Consider the following 17,688-nt stretch of genomic DNA (forward strand, 5'->3'; position numbering starts at 1 on the left):
GGCCGCACGACATGTGCGTGCGGCCGAGGGGGGCGCCTCTCGCCCCCCTGAGACAAACAGCTAGCAGCGTTGGAAATGTCGCGAAGCGGACTTTTTCAGCAGCCTGCTAGACTGCCCTCAAGGCGCGACGACATGAAACCCTCCCCCGCTTCCCAAGCCACTCCGAGGGCCCCGCGCAGAAGCGCCCTGAGCAGCGACCTGGCCGAGCTGATCAAGGCACGCATCGCCCTGATGGTGGTGATCACCACCGCTGCCGGTTTTCTCCTCGCCAGCCCCTGGGCGATCGACCTGCGACTCTTCCTGGCGACCCTCGTCGGAACTGCGCTGGTCGCCAGCGGCGCCGGCGTCCTCAACCAGGTGCTCGAAGCCAAAATCGACGAGCGCATGGAACGCACCGCCGACCGCCCCATTCCGGGTGGACGCATCGGCGTCGATCTCGCCCTCACCCTCGGCATTCTGCTGTCCGTCACCGGCTTGCTGCAGCTCGCCTGGATGGTCAATCTGCTGACCGCCGTTCTGGGCGCCGCGACCCTTGCCGGGTACATCTTCGTCTACACGCCGATGAAGCGCTGGACCTCCCTTTCGACCATCGTCGGGGCGGTTCCCGGAGCGGTGCCACCGATGATGGGTTGGACCGCCGCCCGCAACAGCCTCGACGCCGGCGCCTGGGGTCTATTCGCCATCCTCTTCCTGTGGCAAATGCCGCACTTTCTCGCCATCGCCTGGATGTACCGGGACGACTACCGGCGCGGCGGCTTCCCGATGCTGCCGGTGATCGATCCGGATGGCGAGCGCACCGCCCGCCAAGCGGTGCTCTATGGCGCCGCCTTGGTTCCAACCAGCCTCCTGCCCACCGTGCTCGGCCTCACCGGCACCACCTACTTCGTCGGCGCGATGCTCCTCAGCGTGATTTACCTGGCCTGCTCCTTCAGCTTCCAGCAGGAGCGCTCGCGGCACCGAGCTCGGCGACTGCTGCTCGCCTCGGTGATTTACCTGCCGGCCCTCCTGGCGATCATGTTCGCTGACCGCTACTTCATCTGAGCACCGTGACCACCCAGCGAGCTCCCCGTCCCCTCGGCGCCGCCATCGGCCGCGGATTACTCTGGGGATTGCTGCTCGCCGCCATCGTCACCCTCATCCTCGCCGCCTGGTCGCGGCGCCCCGGGCAGCAAGAGCTACCCGACTTCGGTGCCGCCCCGAGCTTTCTGCTGACCGATCAGCGGTCCGCCCCCTTCGGCTCCGAAGAGCTTTCCGGGAACCCCTGGATCGTCGATTTCATCTTCACCCGCTGCACCTTGGCCTGCCCCGCCATGAGCCGCCGCATGGCCCGGCTAGATAGCGCCTTGCCCCCGACGATCACTCTCCTCTCGATCAGCATCGACCCCGAGCACGACCGCCCGAAGGTCCTCGCCAGCTATGCCGAGAAACTCTCCGCCTCACCACGCTGGCACTTCCTGACGGGCCCGTCCCAGGACATCGCGACGCTGGTGCGCGAGGGCTTCAAGCTGGCCGTCGACCGCAACCCCGACCTCCCCCCCGGGGAGGCCATCGTGCACAGCAACCGCTTCGTGCTGGTCGACTCCGAAGGACGCGTGCGGGGCTACTACAATTCCTCCTCGCAGGAAGAGCTGGCCCGCCTCGAGAGCGCCGCCCGGTCGCTCTCCCGGTAACCGCGGGCGCCACCGCCCGATCGCTGGCGCCCAGCGAGGGCCGGCCCTTGCTCCGGCCCGATATACAACTTATAATTAAAGTTGAAGATCTACATGTGAATACTTACAGCTAGACGGATTGGAGGTCCCCATGACCCGCTTCCGGCACGAAGTGCTCGGCACCTCGCTCGCCATCGCTCTTCTCGCCTCGCCCGCCTTCGCCGAACGCTACCTGGTGGTCTTCGAAGAAGAGTCCCTGAAGACCGGCGAAGCCGCCGCCATGATGCGCCAGCACGACGTCAAGATGGTGCGCGATCTCTCCGACATCGGTCTCGCCTTGATCGATATCGAAGATCCGGACCAGCTCTCCAAGGTGGGCCTCGACCGCAAGATTCGCGGCATCAAGCGCGATACCCTGCGCGCCACCGCCTGGACCGGGGACCCGATCCCGGCGGACGCGCCCTACGCCAAGGGCGACAACGTCTCCTTCGCCGAGATCGCCACCGCCCACCACTTCGCCGGCGACAACGGCATCACCCCTTCGACGGTCACCGCCGAGCAGCTCACGCAGACCTTCTTCTGGCCCCAGCAATGGGACCTGCAGACCATGCAGATGGATCGCGTCTGGAACGAGCTCGGCAACCTCGGCGACCCCGATGTCGACATCGCCGTGGTGGCTTCCGGGATCGACTACACCCACGTCGAGCTCCAAGGACGGGTCGATCTCGAGCGCAGCCGTAACTTCGTTCCCGAGGATGCCGCCATGGTGCAGGACCTCTACCCCGGCGCTCATCCCATCGCCGACCTCGGCCTGCACGGCACCTATACCGCCAGCCTGATGACCTGCAACGCCTTGATCTACTCGTGCCCGGTGCCCCACGCCACCCTGATCGGCGTCAAGTGGCTCAACTTCGAGGAGCGCGGCCGCATCGGCGACCTGGTGACGGCGGTGCGCTATGCCGCCTCGATCGGCTCGGACATCATCGTCATCCCGGACCAGTTCGAGCGCCGCCTGCGCTGGAGCGACCGGGACGATCGCCTCGACATCCTGGCGCTGCGACGGGCCATGTTCTACGCCCGCCTGCGCGGCTCGATCGTCCTCACCGGCGCCTGGGCCGAGCGCGACATGTGCGGCTTCGATGCCGACGCCGATGGCGACGAGCTGCTGATCCCGGCCCAGACCGGCACCACCGTCGTCGCCGCCACCGGCCTGAGCGACCAGTGGTCCGCCGAGAGCAGCTATGGCTACTCGCTGGTCGACATCGCCGCCCCGGGGGGCGAGCGCGACCCGGTCACCTGCCAGACCGACCCCGACCTCTACATCTTCAGCATCGGTGCCTGCAGCGGCTTCACCAAGTTCGTCTCGCCGCGCCCCTTCGACTTCTCGGAGCTGTGCAATCCGGAAACCACACCGGTGTGGATCTTCTCCTTCGGGGTGCGCCCGGCGGCCGCCCATGTCGGTAGCGTCGCCGCCATGGTCGAGGCGCCGTGGAACGGCTGGCTACCGGGCTGGCTGGTCAAGCTGCAGGTCTTCCGCACCGCCGACGACGTCATCGACCCGGGCTTCGATCCCTTCAGCGGCTGGGGTCGCGTCAACGCCTACCGGGCGCTGACCGAATAGCGGCGCCCGAGCCCAATGGGCGAAGCGACAGCATGGCCGCCGAGGACGGGGCGCCCGACCAGAGGAGAACCCGAACGACATGGACGGGCGGGCGGACCACGTAGGCGAGGAGGCACCTGAACCGATTCACCAGGAGCAGCCGTCTGCTAACAAGCAGGCGGCGCCCGAGCCCAAAGGGCGAGGCGGCGGCAAGGCCGCCGAGGACGGGGGTGAGCCCGCACGACATGTGCGTGCGGGCGAGGGGGGCGCCTTTTAGCCCCCCTGAAACAGACATCCGGTTCTCTGGACCGCGCGGCCTCTCTGGTTTACCCTATTCTCAATGACCGACTCACCGGCGGCGGCTCATCAAAGGGAGCAGCTCAAGAACCGTCTGATCGACGCGGCGGAGCGGGTCTTCCTGCGCACCGGCGGCGCCTCGGCGACGCTCGAAACGGTGGCCGAAGAGGCCGAGGTCAGCCCCTCCCAGCTCGCCGAATTCTTCACCGACAAGCGCGAGCTGGTGCTGGCCATCACCCACCGGGCATTGCGAGTCCTCAACCGACGCTTCGAGAACGCCGCCTCCCGCGAGTTGCTCGGAATGGACAAGCTCGAGTCCCTCGGCATCTCCTATGTCGAGTTCGCTCTCGAGTCGCCGTCCTACTTCAACGCCATGGCGCAGTACGAGTCGCGCCCGGTGCCGATGGCCGAGAGCAATCCCTTCGAAGCCGCCTGCGCCCACGAGCAGGACGAGCTCCTCGAGGCCGTTGCCGAAGTCATCAACGTCGGCATTCGCGACGGCTCGATCCGCGACGACATCGATCCCCTCACCGCCGCGGTCCACGTCTGGGGGCAGGTTCATGGCCTGATCCAGGTCGCCGCCCTCAAAGGCGAGCAGCTACGCCAGCGCAAGGGCATCGAGCTCGACGGCCTGATGGTGCTGTTCGCCACCCTGATGCGCGACGCCCTGTCGCCGAAGTCGTAAGTCCTGGCCGCCTTTCGGCGGCGCGAAACCAACCCGACCGGGCTAGTCGGCCGATTCCAGCTCGATGCCTCGGCGCGAGAGCAGCTTCTGCAGGCGACTGTAGAGGTTTTCTCCGAGCAGGCCGTGGGCGGCGCCGGTGATGTCGGCGATGACCTCGCGCAGCTCCCGCGAGCCGCTCCAGTGCTTGCGCGCGTAAGGCGCCAGCTCGCCGTCGAAGGTCTGCGCCAGCACCGCCATGGCGAGGACCAGATCGTCGAGGTAGCCGGCGCCTCCCATCAAGCCCTCGGGCATGAGGTCGAAGGGCAGGACGAAGTAGGCCAGGGCACCGCCGACCAGGGCCCGGGCCGAGCTCGGGACCTCGGGATCGAGGGCCAGCCGAGCCAGCAGCATGAAGACGTCGGGAACCAGCAGCAGCGCGTTGACGGTGCTCTTGCCGAGGCGGCCGCCGCGCCGCTCGACGGTACGCACGATGCGCTGCCGCAGCCGGTCGTAGAAGCTCAGCAGCCCTCGGCTGGGCATCGCCTCGGACTGATCGAGGGCGTCTTCGGCGTTGCTTTCGAGGCGGTCGTCGTCGAGGTCGGAGAGGGGATCTTCTTCGTAGCCGGTCATCGCGCCGGTGATTCTATCGCCGGATTCGACCGTCTTCAGACGACGTAGGCGAGGGCAAACCCGATCTGCGCCGCCATCATCATCAGGTACATGTGCTTCCAGGAGGGATGATTCTCGGTCGTGGTCAGCGAATCGGGATCGCGCAGCAGCAGGTAGGACGTGTAGATACCCCACAGGGTCAGCAAGATGCCGAGGCCGGTGAGGACCGCGGCGTTGCCGGTGAGGATCGCCAGGCCTTCGCTCTGCGGGTCGGGCAGCACCGTCCCGAGAGGGATCAAGACCCACGGCAGAACGAAGAAGGGGCTGATGATCCAGGCCGCCTTGCGCACGCCGTAGACGATCGGCAGGGTCTTACAGTCGCCGGCGCGATCGCCCTCGATGTCGGCGAAGTCCTTGGTGCCGGCGGCGCCGATCAGGAACAGGCCGAAGATGGTTCCGATGTACCAGGGCTCCCAGTGGAGCACGCTCGCCACCATCGCCCAGCCGGCGACCTTGAGGAGGATGCCGCGCGGAATGGCGATGGTGAAATTGGCCAAGATGCCGCGGGTCTTGGTGCGCCCCCAGCGGGGGTCGGAATAGACGAAGGTGAAGATCATCCCCGCCAGGTAGATGAAGAAGGTCTCGTGCTGAGCCAACGGCGCCGACCATTTCGAAGCCCAGGTCTCGAAGGGAAAGGGCACGACGAACCAGGTCGGAACCAGCGCCAGGAGATAGAACAGCCAGGTGAAGCCCCAGGCCTGACGCAGGCTGAGGGCGCCGGTCACCAGCGGCCGGTTGGGTTTGTTGAGGCGATCGATCTCGAGGTCGAAGATCTGGTTGATGGCGTTCGAGGCGGCGTTGAGGAAGCTGGCGCAGAGCGAGCCCAGAACCACGGTCAGAATCACCGCCGCCGTCAGGCGGTACTCGGCATCGGGATTGTGCGCCGATCCGAAAGCGCACACCGCTCCGGAGACGATGCCCAGCAGCGGCGGCAGCAGGGTGAAGGGGCGCGAAAGTTTGACGTACAGACCGAGCTTGCTCACGACGACTCCGAAAAGGCTTGTCGCCCTCAGGCGATCAGGGCGGCGAGGCCGGCGGCGGCGAGCGCTCCCACCAGGGTGTTGAGGAAGTTCACCGCCTCGTTGTCCAGCAGGCCACGCTTTTCGAGGGTGGCCCCCACCAGGCTTTCGAGGGTGGTTCCGATGAAGGCGGCCACCACCACCACCGCGACGCCCCACCAGGGGAACAGGCCGAGGCCGGCACCGAGGGCAGCGATCACCGCCGACGCCAGGATGCTGGCGACGGTGCCCTCGACGGACACGGCGCCTTCCGTCCCCGCCGGCACCGGACGCAGATTGGTGATCAAGAAGGTCCGCTTGCCGAGCAACTGGCCGATCTCGCTGCCGGCGGTATCGGCGGCGGCGGTCGCAAAGGCGCCGGCGAAGGCGAGGGTGAAGAGCAACGGGTAGGGCGTGGCGACGGCAAAGACGGCACAGGCCACCGCCACCGACGTGTTCGCCAGGGCGTGGCGGGCGCCGCGCCGGCCGCCGCCTTCCTGGGCCAGCTTCTTCTTCGCCTTGCGCTGGTAGCCGAGCTTTGTGCAGGCGGTGCCGATGACGAAGAAGGCGAGCAGCAGCAGGAAGCCGCGCCAACCGAGGAAGCCGTAGAGGGTGGTGCCGATCAGCCAGCCGGCGAGGGCCCCGGAGAGATTGACCGAGCGCGCCCCGTAGGCGAGCACCGCCAGCACGGCGTTGATCACCGCCCCCCAGAGGAACCACTGCACCATTTCCGGCGTCGGTAGGAGCGGCCATTGCTCGACGCCGAGGACCAGGCAGAAGAGCAGCAGACCGGACACCAGCGGCACGCCGAGATTGTCGTCGAGGCCCTGCGGCAGAGACTCGAGCAGGGCCGCCACCAGGGCCGTGACGGCGGCCACGGCGAGGGCGAAGGACAGCTCGTAGCGACCCGGTGCGGTCCACTGCAACAACACCGTCGCTCCGGCAGTGCCGAAGAGCCAGAAGGCGAACGTCCCGGCCCAACTCTTGGCCGCATTCCAGGGCAGCTTGGCACGGCCCAGCGCCATACCGACGATCGAGGCCATGCCGTCGCCGAAGGCCAGGATGGCCCAGGTGGCGGCCGCGACCTCGAGGCGCCGATGGAAGAGCAAGATCAGTAGCAGCACGCAGATCGGATAGAGCAGCACGCCGATGGACTGGCCGCGGGCCTTCTCGCCTTCGCGCAGCAGGTGGCGGCCGCCGAGGCGCGGCAGCACTTTCCAGTTGAAGAGGAAGGCGGTCAGCGCCAGAACGGCGCCCCACAGCGGGCCGAGGAAGCGCAGCAAGAAGGCGAAGCCACCCACCGCCATGTGAACCGTCTTGCGCGCGATCTCTCCGGCCGTCAGGCTCATGCCGCCTCCCGCGCCGCCAGCCAGATCTCGCGCAGAGCGTCGTCGAAGGTCATCTCGGGACTCCAGCCGAGGGCTCGCAGCTTGGAGCAGTCGGCCTGCAAGAGTGGTATGTCCACCGGCCGCATGCGCGCCGGGTCGATCTCCAGGCGAACCTCGAGGCCCGAGATCTCGCGCAGCTGCAGCAGGGTCTCCTCGATCGACCGGGCCCGCCCGGAAGCGACGTTGTAGACCTCGCCGGGGGCTCCCCGCTCGGCCAATAGCAGGAGCGCCGCGACGCCGTCGGCCACGGCCAGAAAATCGCGGCGCGCGGCCAGATTGCCGACCGCCAGCACCGGCTCCTGATCGCCGCGCTCGATGGCGGCGAGCTGCAGAGCGAAGGAAGGCAGCGCGAACTCCGGCGACTGACCGGCACCGATCAGGTTGAAGGAACGTACCGCGATCGCACCGCGACCGAGGGCCATGCGCTCCGCCGCCGCCTTGGTGAGGGCATAGGGACTGCGCGGCGCCAGGCCGCGACCTTCCCCGATGGGCTGCTCTTCCGGCGGCACATAGCCGTAAACCTCGGCACTCGAGGCGAAAACCACCCGGCGATCGCCGGCGGCGTCGAGCAGGTTCTCGGTACCCAAGACGTTGACCGAAAAGTAGTCCGCCATTCGCTCCCAGGACTGCCCGACGTGGCTGAGGGCAGCGAGGTGAATGATGACGTCGGGATCGAGCTCCTCCACCAGCCTCTTGAGGGCGGCGCGATCGAGGATGTCGACGGCCCGCACCTCGGCGCCCGCCGGCGCCGGACGCTCTCCCAAGCACAAGCCACTGATCCGATGCCCACGGGCCAAGGCCACCTGGGCCAGGCGCGAGCCCACGAATCCGGAAATTCCCGTCACCAAGAGATGCATGATTTCTTCCTCGACCGCCTCATGCCGGCGGCAACCGCCGACCGGCGGCACCGCTCGGAGACGGCCACCGCCTCACGACGTGGCGACCGTCTTGGACCGCGGCGCCAGCTTCTCGCGCCAGTAGTCGAGGATGTCCCGGAGCGTCTGCTCGAAGGGCACCCGCGGCTCCCAGCCGGTGTCGGCCTTGAACTTCGAGGCATCGCCGATCAGGATCTCGACGTCCGAAGGGCGCAGCCGCTCCGGATCGGTCTCGATGCGCACCTCGACCGTCGACAAGGCGATCAGGCGATCGAGCATCTCGTGGATGTGGATGCCGTTGCCGGTGGCGATGTTGTAGACCTCACCGGGCTCGGCTTTGGTCACCGCCAGCCAGTAGGCACGAACCATGTCGCGCACGTCGGTGAAGTCGCGAATCGCGTCGAGGTTGCCGACTCGGATCACCGGATCCTGCAGACCGTGCTCGATGGCGGCGATCTGGCGCGCGAAGTTCGACATCACGAAGACCTCGCCGCGGCGCGGTCCGGTGTGGTTGAAACCACGGGTGCGAATCGCCTTGATGCCGTAGCTCTGGAAGTACTGGTAGGCGAGGTAGTCCTGGGTCACTTTGGAGACCGCGTAGGGCGACAGCGGCCGCAGCGGGTTGGTCTCCTTGATCGGCGTCTCGTCGGGATAGACCAGACCGTACTCCTCGCTCGAACAGGCGATTTGGACGACCGGATCGAGCTCGAGCTCGCGGATCGCCTCGAAGAGATTGGTCTGCCCCTCGATGTTGGTCGACAGGGTTTCCGCCGGCGCCGTCCAGCTCGACGGCACGAAGCTCTGCGCCGCGAGATGAAAGATGTAGTCCGGCCGCACCTCGGAGAGCAGGCGGTGGACCGACGAGTAGTCCTTGAGGTCCGACTCGATCAGCCGCACCCGGTCGCCCAGATGCTCGATGTTCTCCCGCCGGCTGCGCCAGCGATAGGTGCCAAAGACCTCCACCTGCGGCTGCTCCGCCAGCAGGTAGTCGGCGAGGTGGGAACCGGCGAAACCCGTGATTCCCGTGATCAGCGCTCTCATCCTCATCTCCTCTGGCGCAATCCCGCCAGGTACTCGACCAATCCGGACTCCCAGGTGGGAACCCGCTCCCCGACCAGGCTCTCGTAACGCGCGACGTCGAGAACCGAATAGGCCGGTCGGGGTGCCGGTCGTGGAAACTCATCGGTGGTGACCGGAAGCACCTCGACGGTGTCGTTCCAGTGCCGCGCGATCTCCCGGGTGAAGCCATACCAGGTGACCGCGTCCCGATTGCAGTAGTGCAGGATCCCCGTGGTGCGCAGCTCGGCCAGCCGCCACAGGGCCTCGGCAAGGAACGGAGTATATGTCGGACAGCCCTTCTGGTCATCGACCACCCGCAGCTGCTGGTGCCCGGAGTCCATCAACCGCACCATGGTGGCGGCGAAGTTGGGTCCGCCGGGACCGAACAACCAGCTCACCCGCACCGCCAGGCCATGCTCGTAGGCGAGGGCCTGCTGCTCGCCGAGCAGCTTCGAGCGGCCGTAGGCGGAAGCCGGCGCCGTCGGATGGTCTTCGCCGTAGGGCGAGGTCGCCTGGCCGTCGAAGACGTAGTCCGTCGAGACCTGCACCAGGTGGGCACCCACCCGGCGAGCGGCGGGGACCAGGTGGCCGACGGCATGGCCGTTGACCTGGTCGGCGAGCGCCGACTGCGCTTCGCAATCGTCGACCTTGGTGAAGGCGGCGCAGTTGAAGATCACCTCCGGGCGCTGCTCGTCGACCCACCGCCCGACGGCGGCGCCATCGGTGATGTCGGCCCGCTGTCGGCCCAGGGCTTCGACCGTCGCGCCGCGTCGCTGGCCTTCGGCCGCCACCGCCTGGCCGAGCATGCCTTCGCCTCCGAAGACCAGCGCCCGCATCACGGCACCCCGACTTCGGAGTTGTCACCCACCATGAAGCGATAGGCCTTTGGCTTGAGGTCGCTCTTGAAGATGCGGGCGTTGCGCCCGATCAAGGAGCCGTCGATGCGCACTCCGACCTGGTGGATCTCGCTGCCGGCGAGGACGATCGAGTTCTCGATCTCGCAGTCCGAGAGGACGCAGTCCTCGCCGATCGAGGTGTAGGGCCCGACGAAGGTGTTGTTCAAGCGAGCGCCAGGGCCGATCACCACCGGTCCCCGGATGGTGGAATCGACGATCTCGACGCCCTCCCCGAGGTCCACCCGGCCCTCGATCGAGCTGCCACCACCGACGGAGCCTCCGCGCCGGTTCTGGACGTTCTCGAGGACGATGCGGTTGGCCTCCAGCATGTCCTCGAGCTTGCCGGTGTCCTTCCACCAACCGCGCACCTTGTGGGGATGAACGTCGAGGCCGCGATCGATCAGGTTCTGGATCGCGTCGGTGATCTCGAGCTCGCCGCGGCCGGACGGCTCGATGGCCTTGGCCGAGGCCATGATCTCGGGACCGAACATGTAGACGCCGACCAGAGCGAGATTGCTCTTCGGCTCCGCCGGCTTCTCCACCAGGCGGCGGATCTTGCCGCCCTCGGCGAGCTCGGCGACGCCGAACTGCTGCGGATTGGGAACCTCCGCCAGCAGGATCTGGGCAGCGCAGTCGAGGGAGCGAAACTCGTCCACCAGGCTGGTGATGCCGCCGGCGATCAGGTTGTCACCGAGGTACATCACGAAGGGGTCGTCGCCGAGGAACTCCTCCGCCACCAAGACCGCATGGGCCAGGCCGAGGGGCGCCTCCTGCGGGATGTAAGTGACCTGGGCCCCGAAACGCGAGCCATCGCCGACGGCGGCGCGAATCTCGTCGCCGGTGTCCCCCACGACGATGCCGATATCGGTGATTCCGGCCGCCACGATCGACTCGATGCCGTAGAACAGCACCGGCTTGTTGGCCACCGGCACGAGCTGCTTGGCGGAGGTGTAGGTCAGAGGGCGCAGGCGGGTACCCTTGCCGCCGGAAAGGATCAGGCCTTTCATGGATTCTCTCTTTCTTTCGTCGCCCGCCCTCGCGCCTGCGAGGGCTTCGCGAGACTGCCTCGCGAAGTGGGATGGAATGGGGTTGATCGAGAGAGATACGCCCCACTGGCGCCGATGGTTTGAAACATGGCGATATTAGAACTTCTTGAATATTTACTACTGGTACCGACCCGTCAGATCGAGGAAGGTGCCGACGTTCTTGAGCGTGAAGGCAAAGCGGTAGTCGGTCTCGTCGCGGTTGCCGGCCCGGTAGTCCCGCAGCTCCAGTCGCAGGCTGTAGCAGTCGGCATGGTAGTCCATGAACAAACGGCTTTCCTGCAGCTCGTCGCGCTCGATGTCGTAGTCCGCCGAGAGGCGGAACTTGAGGCGCTTCGGAATGACGTCGAAGTTGGTCCCGAAGCGGAGCTGATCGGTGCGGGTCTCACCGGTTTCGGCGACGTAGGAACGGTTCCACCGCAGGTCGACGCCAGCCCGTTTGCCGCGCCAATCGGAGGTCAGAGAGGTGCTCAGCAGCTGACTGAACAGCGGGCTGTAGATCGCCGTCGCCCGCAAACTGGTGTCGTCGCTCGGCTTGAAGCGCACCAGGGCGTCGAGGGGGCTCCCCTGGGAGGTCATGCCGGCGGGGTTGCTCTCGAAGGGCCGATCGTCGTCGAAGCTGTAGCGCCGGCCGAGCTCGAAGGTGAGCAGATTCCAGGAACCGCCCTTGGACTCGTCCCGCGGCTTGGCCTTGATGCGGTTGACCAGGGCGACGCGGGCGAAGTTGCCGGACGAGAAGCCGTCGATGCGATTGTCGAATCCCGGCACCGCCGCCTGCTCGTCGAAGTCGCCGACGAAGGTGTAGGTGACCCGCGGCTCGATGATGTGGCGCAGCTTGGCGATGCGGCCGCCGCGGCGATCGAAAACCCGTGAAAAGGACGGACCGACGATCTCGGCTCCGGCCACCGGAAAGCTCCGGGTCAGGCTCTCACCGGTGAAACCCTGGCGCGTGGAATCGAGGCTGTCGCCATACCAGGTGAAGCGCTGACCGCCGCTGACGGACATCGACAGCCAGGAAACCGGGCTGGCCGAGAAGGTCAGCTCCGGCTGAATATCGAAGCGCCCGTAATCGGAAACATACGTCTGCGAGCGATCGACGGAGAGGTAGGACACGGAGCTGTTGAGCCTGACCGAAAAGGGCGTCCGGCCGAGCTGCGTCGCGCGCAGCCGATACTCGAGCTCCGGCAGTCGGCGATCGGTCGAGGTGGTGCCGTTGTTGAAGGTCTCGCGATCGGTGATCTGGAAGTTCACCAGGTGCGGCCCCCAGCTGCCGGAAACGAACGCTCGAGACTCCTCGAAGCGACGCGAGGCGCGGTCGAAATCACGTTCGAAGTCGCGGAAGAAGTCGAAGTCCGAGGTGTCGCGAAAGGTCACCACGCCGCGCATGCCGAAGGGCAGGTCGTTCTGCTCGTGATTGAGCTCGAGCTTCCAGCGCCAGTCGTCGAGATCGTCGTCGCGAATGATGTAGCCGCGGAAGGTGCCCTCGGTGCCCTCCGTCGGGCGGTAGCGAAACTCGTTGCCGAGGCCGAGGAAGCCCTCGCTGTAGCCGTCGACGAAAAAGGTCGTGTCGTAGCTCCGGCCGAGGGTCTGGTAGTAGGCCAGGCCGAGGTAGGCACCGCGCCGATCGGAGTACCCCAAGTTGGGCACCAGCAGGCCGGAGCTGCGGTCGCGCTTGGTCGGCCACAGAATGTAGGGCGAGTAGAGCACCGGCGCCTTCTTGAGGCGGAAGGAAGCGTGCCGCACGCGGGCATAGCCCTCGACTTCGATGCGCGCCTTGCCGAGCCGGAAGCTCCAGTCCGGCACTTCACCTTCGCAGGAGGAGAAGATGCCGTCGACGACGGTGTAGACGTCGTCTCCGACCTTGGCGACCTCGGAGCCGGAGAAGAAATAGTCGGACGCGACGTGGGCGGTGGCCTCGCGGAAGACGCCGGTCTTGTCCTCGAGATTGAACTCGGCGGACTCACCGGCGACGCGGCGCGGCCCCTGGTCGAGGATGACGTTGCCCTCGGCGGTGGCGAGCTGGGTGGAGAGATCCACCGCCACCCGGTCCGCCTGCAGCACGATGTCTTGATACTCGAGTCGGACGGAACCGGCGAGGACCACGAAGTCGTCGCGCTCGAACTCGAGATCGCGCGCCCAGCCGCTCACCGTGCCGCCGCCGCGCTCCTCCGGGAAGGGCAGCTTGAACTCGGCGACATCGGCCGGCTTCTGCGGCTCGGCGGGGACCTCGCCGGCGACCTCCGCCGGGGGAGCGGCGGCAGCCTCGTCCTCGGGAGAGACGGTCTGAGCCGTCAGCGGCCCGCCGGCGCCGAGCAACAGGCCGCCGGCACACCACAGCCAAACTAGAGTTCGCAGACCTCGCATCGCTGCCGCAAGCGCCTCAGCGCTCCACCACGATGGCGGTCGCCTCGCCACCGCCGATGCAGATGGCGGCGCAGCCTCGGCGCGCGCCCTGCGCTTCCATGGCGTTGAGCAAAGTCACCAGAATGCGGGCCCCGGAACAACCGATGGGGTGGCCGAGGGCCACCGCGCCACCGTAGACGTTGACCCGCTTCGGGTCGAGACCGAGATCTTTCTGGAAGGCCAGGGCGACGACGGCGAAGGCCTCGTTGATCTCCCAAAGATCGATGTCGTCGACCCCCAGGCCGGCGCGGTCGAGGACCGACCGCACGGCGGCGATCGGCGAGGTGGTGAACCACTCCGGCTGCTGGGCATGGCTGGAGTGGGCGACGATACGCGCCAAGGGGCGGCGGCCGAGATCCGCTGCCTTGCTGGCGGTGGTCAGAATCATCGCCGCAGCACCATCGTTGATGGTGCTGGCGTTGGCTGCGGTCACCGTGCCACCGTCGCGCTGAAAGGCGGGTCGCAGGGAGCCCATGCGATCGAGGTCCACCCGGAAGGGCTCCTCGTCGCGATCCACCAGCAGCGGATCCTGCTTGCGCCGCGGCACCTCCACCGGCACGATCTCGCGCGCGAAGGCACCGCTTTCGGTGGCCTCGCGGGCTCGGCGGTAGCTCTCGCGGGCAAAGTCGTCCTGGGCCTCGCGGGAAAACTCGTACTCCGCCGCGCAGGTCTCCGCACAGTTGCCCATGTGCTTGTCGTTGTAGGGGTCCCACAAGCCATCGAGGATCATCGAATCGGTCAGCTTGCCGTGGCCGAGGCGCAGCCCGTCGCGCGCCGCCGGCACCAGGTAGGGCGCCTGGCTCATGGCCTCCATGCCGCCGGCGGCCACCAGCTCGAAGTCTCCGCAACGCAGATCGTTGGCCGCCACCATGATGGCGCGCATGGCGGAGCCGCAAACCTTGTTGAGGGTGAGAGCACCGGTGCCCTCCGGACAGCCGGCACCGAGGGCAGCCTGCCGGGCCGGTGCCTGCCCCTGGCCGGCGGTCAGGACGCAACCCATGTTGACCTGCTGCAGGTCGGCGGGCGAAACATCCGCCCGCTCGCAGGCGGCGGCGATGGCCCGGGCCCCGAGGGCATGCGCTGGGAAGCTGCTGAGCTGTCCCTGAAAAGACCCGATGGGCGTGCGCGCTGCGCCCAGAATTACGACGTCGTCCATCCCATTCCCCTGCTCTCTGATGATTGCTTACGGACCGCCGGGAGTCCCCCGGTAAGACCTCGCGATGGTAGCACAGGGGGCACCGCCCGCCGGGGGGTACAATGGCGCCCCCGGCCGGAGGCCGGACTGCCATGAGAACCCTTGGAATCGACTTCGGAGAGCGCCGCATCGGGATCGCAATCTCGGACCCGGAGGGCCGCCTCGCGGTCCCCTTGAAGACCCTCGAGCGACGCCGTGACCGCGCCGCCATCGGTGCCCTGGTGCACCTGGTCGCGGAGGAAGCCGTCGAAGCCCTGGTGATCGGCGAGCCGCGCGGCCTCGACGGCCGGCGCGGCGAGGCCGCCGAGCGTGCCGTGGCCTTCGGACGACGCCTCGCCAACGCCACCGGCCTGCCCCTTGAGACCATCGACGAAGCGCTCACCAGCGTCGCCGCGGCGGAGCGCCTGCGGGCCGCCGGCGTCGACCTCCGCAAGCACCCCGAGCGCATCGATGCGGTCGCCGCCCAGCTCCTGCTGCAAGACGCCCTCGATCGGCGCGCCAGGGATCAGCCCTCGCCGCCATGAAACGCCTCTTCCGCATCACGCTGCTGCTGGGGCTGCTGCTGGCGGTCGGCCTGGCCTTCGCCGGCTGGCATCTCTACCAGCGCACCGACCGCCCCTTCCGCGGCTACTCGGAAGCCGAAAGAACGCTGATCGTGGCCCCCGGTAGCGGCGTGCGCTCGATCCTCGCCGACCTCCACGCCGCCGGCATCGTCGAGGATCCGACGGTGGCGCGCCTCTACCTGGTTCACGTCCTCGATGATCCGCCCCTCCAGGCCGGCGAGTACCGCTTCCGCGAGGCGCTGTCGACCCGCCAGGTGCTGGCTCGCCTGATCCGCGGCGACATCGTCACCCACCCGGTCACGGTGATCGAGGGCAAGACTGTCGAAGAGACCGCCGAGGCCCTCGCCGCCGCCGGCTTCGGCGACGCCGAAGCCTTCGTCGCGGCGATGCGCGACCCGAGCCCGATTCTCGATCTCGACCCGGCCGCCGAGGACCTCGAGGGATACCTCTTTCCGGACACCTATCGCTTCCCCCGCGGCGTCGATGAGAAGACCATCGTCGCCACCCTGGTCGAGACCTTTCGCCAGCGCCTCGAAGCCATCGAACGGCCAGCCGACGTCTCCGTCCGCGAGCTCGTCACCCTCGCCAGCATCGTCGAGAAGGAAGCCCAGTTGGCCGATGAACGACCGGTCATCGCCGGGGTCTATCGCAATCGCCTCGACCGCGGCATCGCCCTTTACGCCGACCCGACGGTGATCTACGCCCTCAAGCGGCTGGGGCGTTGGGACGGCAATATCCGGCGCCCCGACCTACAGCTCGACTCGCCCTACAACACCTATCGTTATCCCGGCCTGCCGCCCGGCCCGATCTGCTCGCCGGGCGCCGCCAGCCTGGCGGCGGCCGCCGCACCGGCCGACGTCCCCTTCCTCTACTTCGTCAGTCGGAACGATGGATCTCACGTCTTCGCGCGCACCCTGGCGGAGCACAATCGCAACGTCAACGAGTGGCAAAAACGCTACTGGCGCAAGCGCTGGGCGGAGGAGCGTCGGGCGGCGGCCGCCGCCCCGGACACGCCGCCTTGATATAACTAATGGCTTGAGGGGAGCTCCCCTCCATTCTCTTGTGATCTCTTGGACTGGTACCCGTCTCGGTGCCCCTGTTGGAGGAAAGGATGAGTACTCTCGAAGAGTTTGGGCCCTATCTCCTGCTGAAGAAGCTGAGTGAGGATTCCCTCGGCGAGGCCTTTCGCGCCGGTCGCGTCGGTGGCGAAGGAGTCGAGCAGGTCGTACTCCTGAGGGTCTTCAACGGACGCAACATCAACGGCGGACACCTCTGGCAAGAGGTGCAAGAACGCACCGTCATCCAGGATGGGCTGAAGAGCCCCAACATCGGCAACGGCGTCGGCATGGGCGAGGTGCGCAGCATTCCCTATGTCGCCTACGACTACGTCTCGGGCAAGAACCTGAGCGATCTGCTGGTCGCCGCCAGCACCACACAGCAACCGATGCCGACGGACCACGCCCTGCTGATCGCCGAGCGCATCGCCCTCGCCCTGACGATGGCCTACGAAACGCGCTTCGGCAACGACCGCATCCTGCACGGCTTCGTGGTTCCGCACCTGATCATGGTGTCGAGTGAAGGCGAGACCCGCCTGCTCGGCTTCGAGGTCGCCCCGGGCCTGACCCGCCTCGCCGGCGGCGGCGCCTTCAGTACCAGCGTCACCCGCTATCTGGCACCGGAAGCGCTCAGCGCCGGCAGCGCCGAGAAATCCGACGACGTGTTCTCCCTCGGCGTCATCCTCTTCGAGCTGCTCACCTGCCAGCCGCTGCCGCCGCCGACGGCCGAGGGCTACGGCCCGATCGTCGAACGCGCCCAGGTGGCCTCCGAAGGCAGCGCGATTCCGCCTCAGATCGCCAGCCTCATCGCCCGCAGCCTCGCCCCTCGCAGCCAGCGCATCGCCGATGCCGTGACCTGGCACAAGGAGCTGTCGCGGCTGATCGTCGATGGCCAGTTCAACGCCACCACCTTCAACCTGGCGTTCTTCATGCACAACCTCTTCCGCGACGAGATCGAGCGCGAGACGGAGGAGATCGAAGCCGAGAAGACCCTCGAGATTCCGAGCGCGGCCCTCGTCGGCGCCACCCAAAAGATCACTCCCGACGTCGTCGCCGCCGCCACCGCCAGCGCCGCCGCGGCGACTGCCAGCCCTCCGCCTTCGGCGCCTGCGGCCACGGCCCTGCCGGACGTCGACCTCGACGCCGAGCCGGCGGAAGAGGAATCCGGCGGCGGCAAGAAGGGGCTGTGGATCGGCCTCGCCGCAGCCGCTGCCCTGATCGCCCTGGCGGCTGCCGGTTGGCTCTACTGGAACCGCTCTCCAGGCGGCGAGACGATCGCCGACGTGGCGCCGGAGACGGCGGTCGCCGCCCAACTCCCGGACCCCGCTCTCGAA

General features: G+C 67.5%; 16 protein-coding genes. 7 read left to right on the forward strand and 9 right to left on the reverse strand.

What is annotated here, in order from left to right; translation table 11 throughout:
- Positions 1-132: 132 nt before the first annotated feature.
- The 4 genes from cyoE (at position 133) to AAF604_23820 (ending at position 4,231) form a co-directional block, all read left to right on the forward strand.
- Positions 133-1,041 carry a heme o synthase gene (cyoE, locus tag AAF604_23805; GenBank protein MEM7052710.1) on the forward strand — a complete coding sequence of 303 codons (909 nt, stop codon included), beginning with the start codon at positions 133-135 and terminating at the stop codon, positions 1,039-1,041.
- 5 nt (positions 1,042-1,046) lie between these two features.
- The gene (locus AAF604_23810) at positions 1,047-1,670 is read left to right on the forward strand and encodes an SCO family protein (GenBank protein MEM7052711.1); all 624 of its coding nucleotides are present in this window, start codon (positions 1,047-1,049) and stop codon (positions 1,668-1,670) included.
- Between the two features lie 130 nt (positions 1,671-1,800).
- On the forward strand, positions 1,801-3,270 hold the full coding sequence (locus AAF604_23815) for a S8 family serine peptidase (protein ID MEM7052712.1): 1,470 nt from the start codon (positions 1,801-1,803) through the stop codon (positions 3,268-3,270).
- 319 nt (positions 3,271-3,589) lie between these two features.
- A complete protein-coding gene (locus tag AAF604_23820; protein MEM7052713.1) occupies positions 3,590-4,231 on the forward strand; it encodes a helix-turn-helix domain-containing protein in 642 nt (213 codons plus the stop codon).
- Between the two features lie 42 nt (positions 4,232-4,273).
- Here AAF604_23820 and AAF604_23825 read toward each other — a convergent pair whose 3' ends face one another.
- The 9 genes from AAF604_23825 to AAF604_23865 all read right to left on the reverse strand — a co-directional run bounded on the left by AAF604_23825 (position 4,274) and on the right by AAF604_23865 (position 14,697).
- Complete coding sequence (locus tag AAF604_23825) at positions 4,274-4,840, reverse strand: DUF1232 domain-containing protein (GenBank protein MEM7052714.1); 567 nt, start codon at positions 4,838-4,840, stop codon at positions 4,274-4,276.
- A 35-nt stretch (positions 4,841-4,875) separates the two neighbouring features.
- A complete protein-coding gene (locus AAF604_23830; protein ID MEM7052715.1) occupies positions 4,876-5,862 on the reverse strand; it encodes a UbiA family prenyltransferase in 987 nt (328 codons plus the stop codon).
- A 26-nt stretch (positions 5,863-5,888) separates the two neighbouring features.
- Positions 5,889-7,226: a DUF92 domain-containing protein gene (locus tag AAF604_23835; protein MEM7052716.1), complete on the reverse strand. Its 1,338-nt coding sequence runs from the start codon at positions 7,224-7,226 to the stop codon at positions 5,889-5,891.
- Positions 7,223-8,122, reverse strand: coding sequence for a GDP-mannose 4,6-dehydratase (locus AAF604_23840; GenBank protein MEM7052717.1), 900 nt, complete (start codon positions 8,120-8,122; stop codon positions 7,223-7,225). The genes AAF604_23835 and AAF604_23840 overlap by 4 nt, the downstream gene beginning before the upstream one ends.
- Before the next feature lie 72 nt (positions 8,123-8,194).
- The gene (locus AAF604_23845; protein ID MEM7052718.1) at positions 8,195-9,181 is read right to left on the reverse strand and encodes a GDP-mannose 4,6-dehydratase; all 987 of its coding nucleotides are present in this window, start codon (positions 9,179-9,181) and stop codon (positions 8,195-8,197) included.
- A 2-nt stretch (positions 9,182-9,183) separates the two neighbouring features.
- On the reverse strand, positions 9,184-10,035 hold the full coding sequence (rfbD, locus tag AAF604_23850) for a dTDP-4-dehydrorhamnose reductase (protein MEM7052719.1): 852 nt from the start codon (positions 10,033-10,035) through the stop codon (positions 9,184-9,186).
- Complete coding sequence (locus AAF604_23855; protein ID MEM7052720.1) at positions 10,035-11,102, reverse strand: glucose-1-phosphate thymidylyltransferase; 1,068 nt, start codon at positions 11,100-11,102, stop codon at positions 10,035-10,037. The genes rfbD and AAF604_23855 overlap by 1 nt, the downstream gene beginning before the upstream one ends.
- Before the next feature lie 156 nt (positions 11,103-11,258).
- On the reverse strand, positions 11,259-13,502 hold the full coding sequence (locus tag AAF604_23860; protein ID MEM7052721.1) for a putative LPS assembly protein LptD: 2,244 nt from the start codon (positions 13,500-13,502) through the stop codon (positions 11,259-11,261).
- Between the two features lie 16 nt (positions 13,503-13,518).
- A complete protein-coding gene (locus AAF604_23865; protein MEM7052722.1) occupies positions 13,519-14,697 on the reverse strand; it encodes an acetyl-CoA C-acyltransferase in 1,179 nt (392 codons plus the stop codon).
- 131 nt (positions 14,698-14,828) lie between these two features.
- Between AAF604_23865 and ruvX the strand changes: the two genes are divergently transcribed.
- From ruvX to AAF604_23880, 3 genes are all read left to right on the forward strand, one after another.
- Positions 14,829-15,260: a Holliday junction resolvase RuvX gene (gene ruvX, locus AAF604_23870; protein MEM7052723.1), complete on the forward strand. Its 432-nt coding sequence runs from the start codon at positions 14,829-14,831 to the stop codon at positions 15,258-15,260.
- The gene (gene mltG / locus AAF604_23875) at positions 15,257-16,321 is read left to right on the forward strand and encodes an endolytic transglycosylase MltG (GenBank protein ID MEM7052724.1); all 1,065 of its coding nucleotides are present in this window, start codon (positions 15,257-15,259) and stop codon (positions 16,319-16,321) included. Before ruvX ends, mltG begins: the two co-directional genes overlap by 4 nt.
- A gap of 89 nt (positions 16,322-16,410) precedes the next feature.
- A partial coding sequence (locus AAF604_23880) for a protein kinase (GenBank protein ID MEM7052725.1) occupies positions 16,411-17,688 on the forward strand: 1,278 nt, incomplete at its 3' end.

It is taken from the genome of Acidobacteriota bacterium (assembly GCA_039028635.1).
Taxonomy (GTDB): Bacteria; Acidobacteriota; Thermoanaerobaculia; order Multivoradales; family JBCCEF01; genus JBCCEF01.

Excerpts from the sequence above, each read along its gene's own strand:
- cyoE (MEM7052710.1), top strand. The coding sequence starts at position 133 with ATGAAACCCTCCCCCGCTTCCCAAGCCACTCCGAGGGCCCCGCGCAGA.
- AAF604_23815 (MEM7052712.1), top strand. The coding sequence starts at position 1,801 with ATGACCCGCTTCCGGCACGAAGTGCTCGGCACCTCGCTCGCCATCGCT.
- AAF604_23820 (MEM7052713.1), top strand. The coding sequence starts at position 3,590 with ATGACCGACTCACCGGCGGCGGCTCATCAAAGGGAGCAGCTCAAGAAC.
- AAF604_23825 (MEM7052714.1), bottom strand. The coding sequence starts at position 4,840 with ATGACCGGCTACGAAGAAGATCCCCTCTCCGACCTCGACGACGACCGC.
- AAF604_23835 (MEM7052716.1), bottom strand. The coding sequence starts at position 7,226 with ATGAGCCTGACGGCCGGAGAGATCGCGCGCAAGACGGTTCACATGGCG.
- AAF604_23840 (MEM7052717.1), bottom strand. The coding sequence starts at position 8,122 with ATGCATCTCTTGGTGACGGGAATTTCCGGATTCGTGGGCTCGCGCCTG.
- AAF604_23845 (MEM7052718.1), bottom strand. The coding sequence starts at position 9,181 with ATGAGAGCGCTGATCACGGGAATCACGGGTTTCGCCGGTTCCCACCTC.
- rfbD (MEM7052719.1), bottom strand. The coding sequence starts at position 10,035 with ATGCGGGCGCTGGTCTTCGGAGGCGAAGGCATGCTCGGCCAGGCGGTG.
- AAF604_23855 (MEM7052720.1), bottom strand. The coding sequence starts at position 11,102 with ATGAAAGGCCTGATCCTTTCCGGCGGCAAGGGTACCCGCCTGCGCCCT.
- AAF604_23860 (MEM7052721.1), bottom strand. The coding sequence starts at position 13,502 with ATGCGAGGTCTGCGAACTCTAGTTTGGCTGTGGTGTGCCGGCGGCCTG.
- AAF604_23865 (MEM7052722.1), bottom strand. The coding sequence starts at position 14,697 with ATGGACGACGTCGTAATTCTGGGCGCAGCGCGCACGCCCATCGGGTCT.
- ruvX (MEM7052723.1), top strand. The coding sequence starts at position 14,829 with ATGAGAACCCTTGGAATCGACTTCGGAGAGCGCCGCATCGGGATCGCA.
- mltG (MEM7052724.1), top strand. The coding sequence starts at position 15,257 with ATGAAACGCCTCTTCCGCATCACGCTGCTGCTGGGGCTGCTGCTGGCG.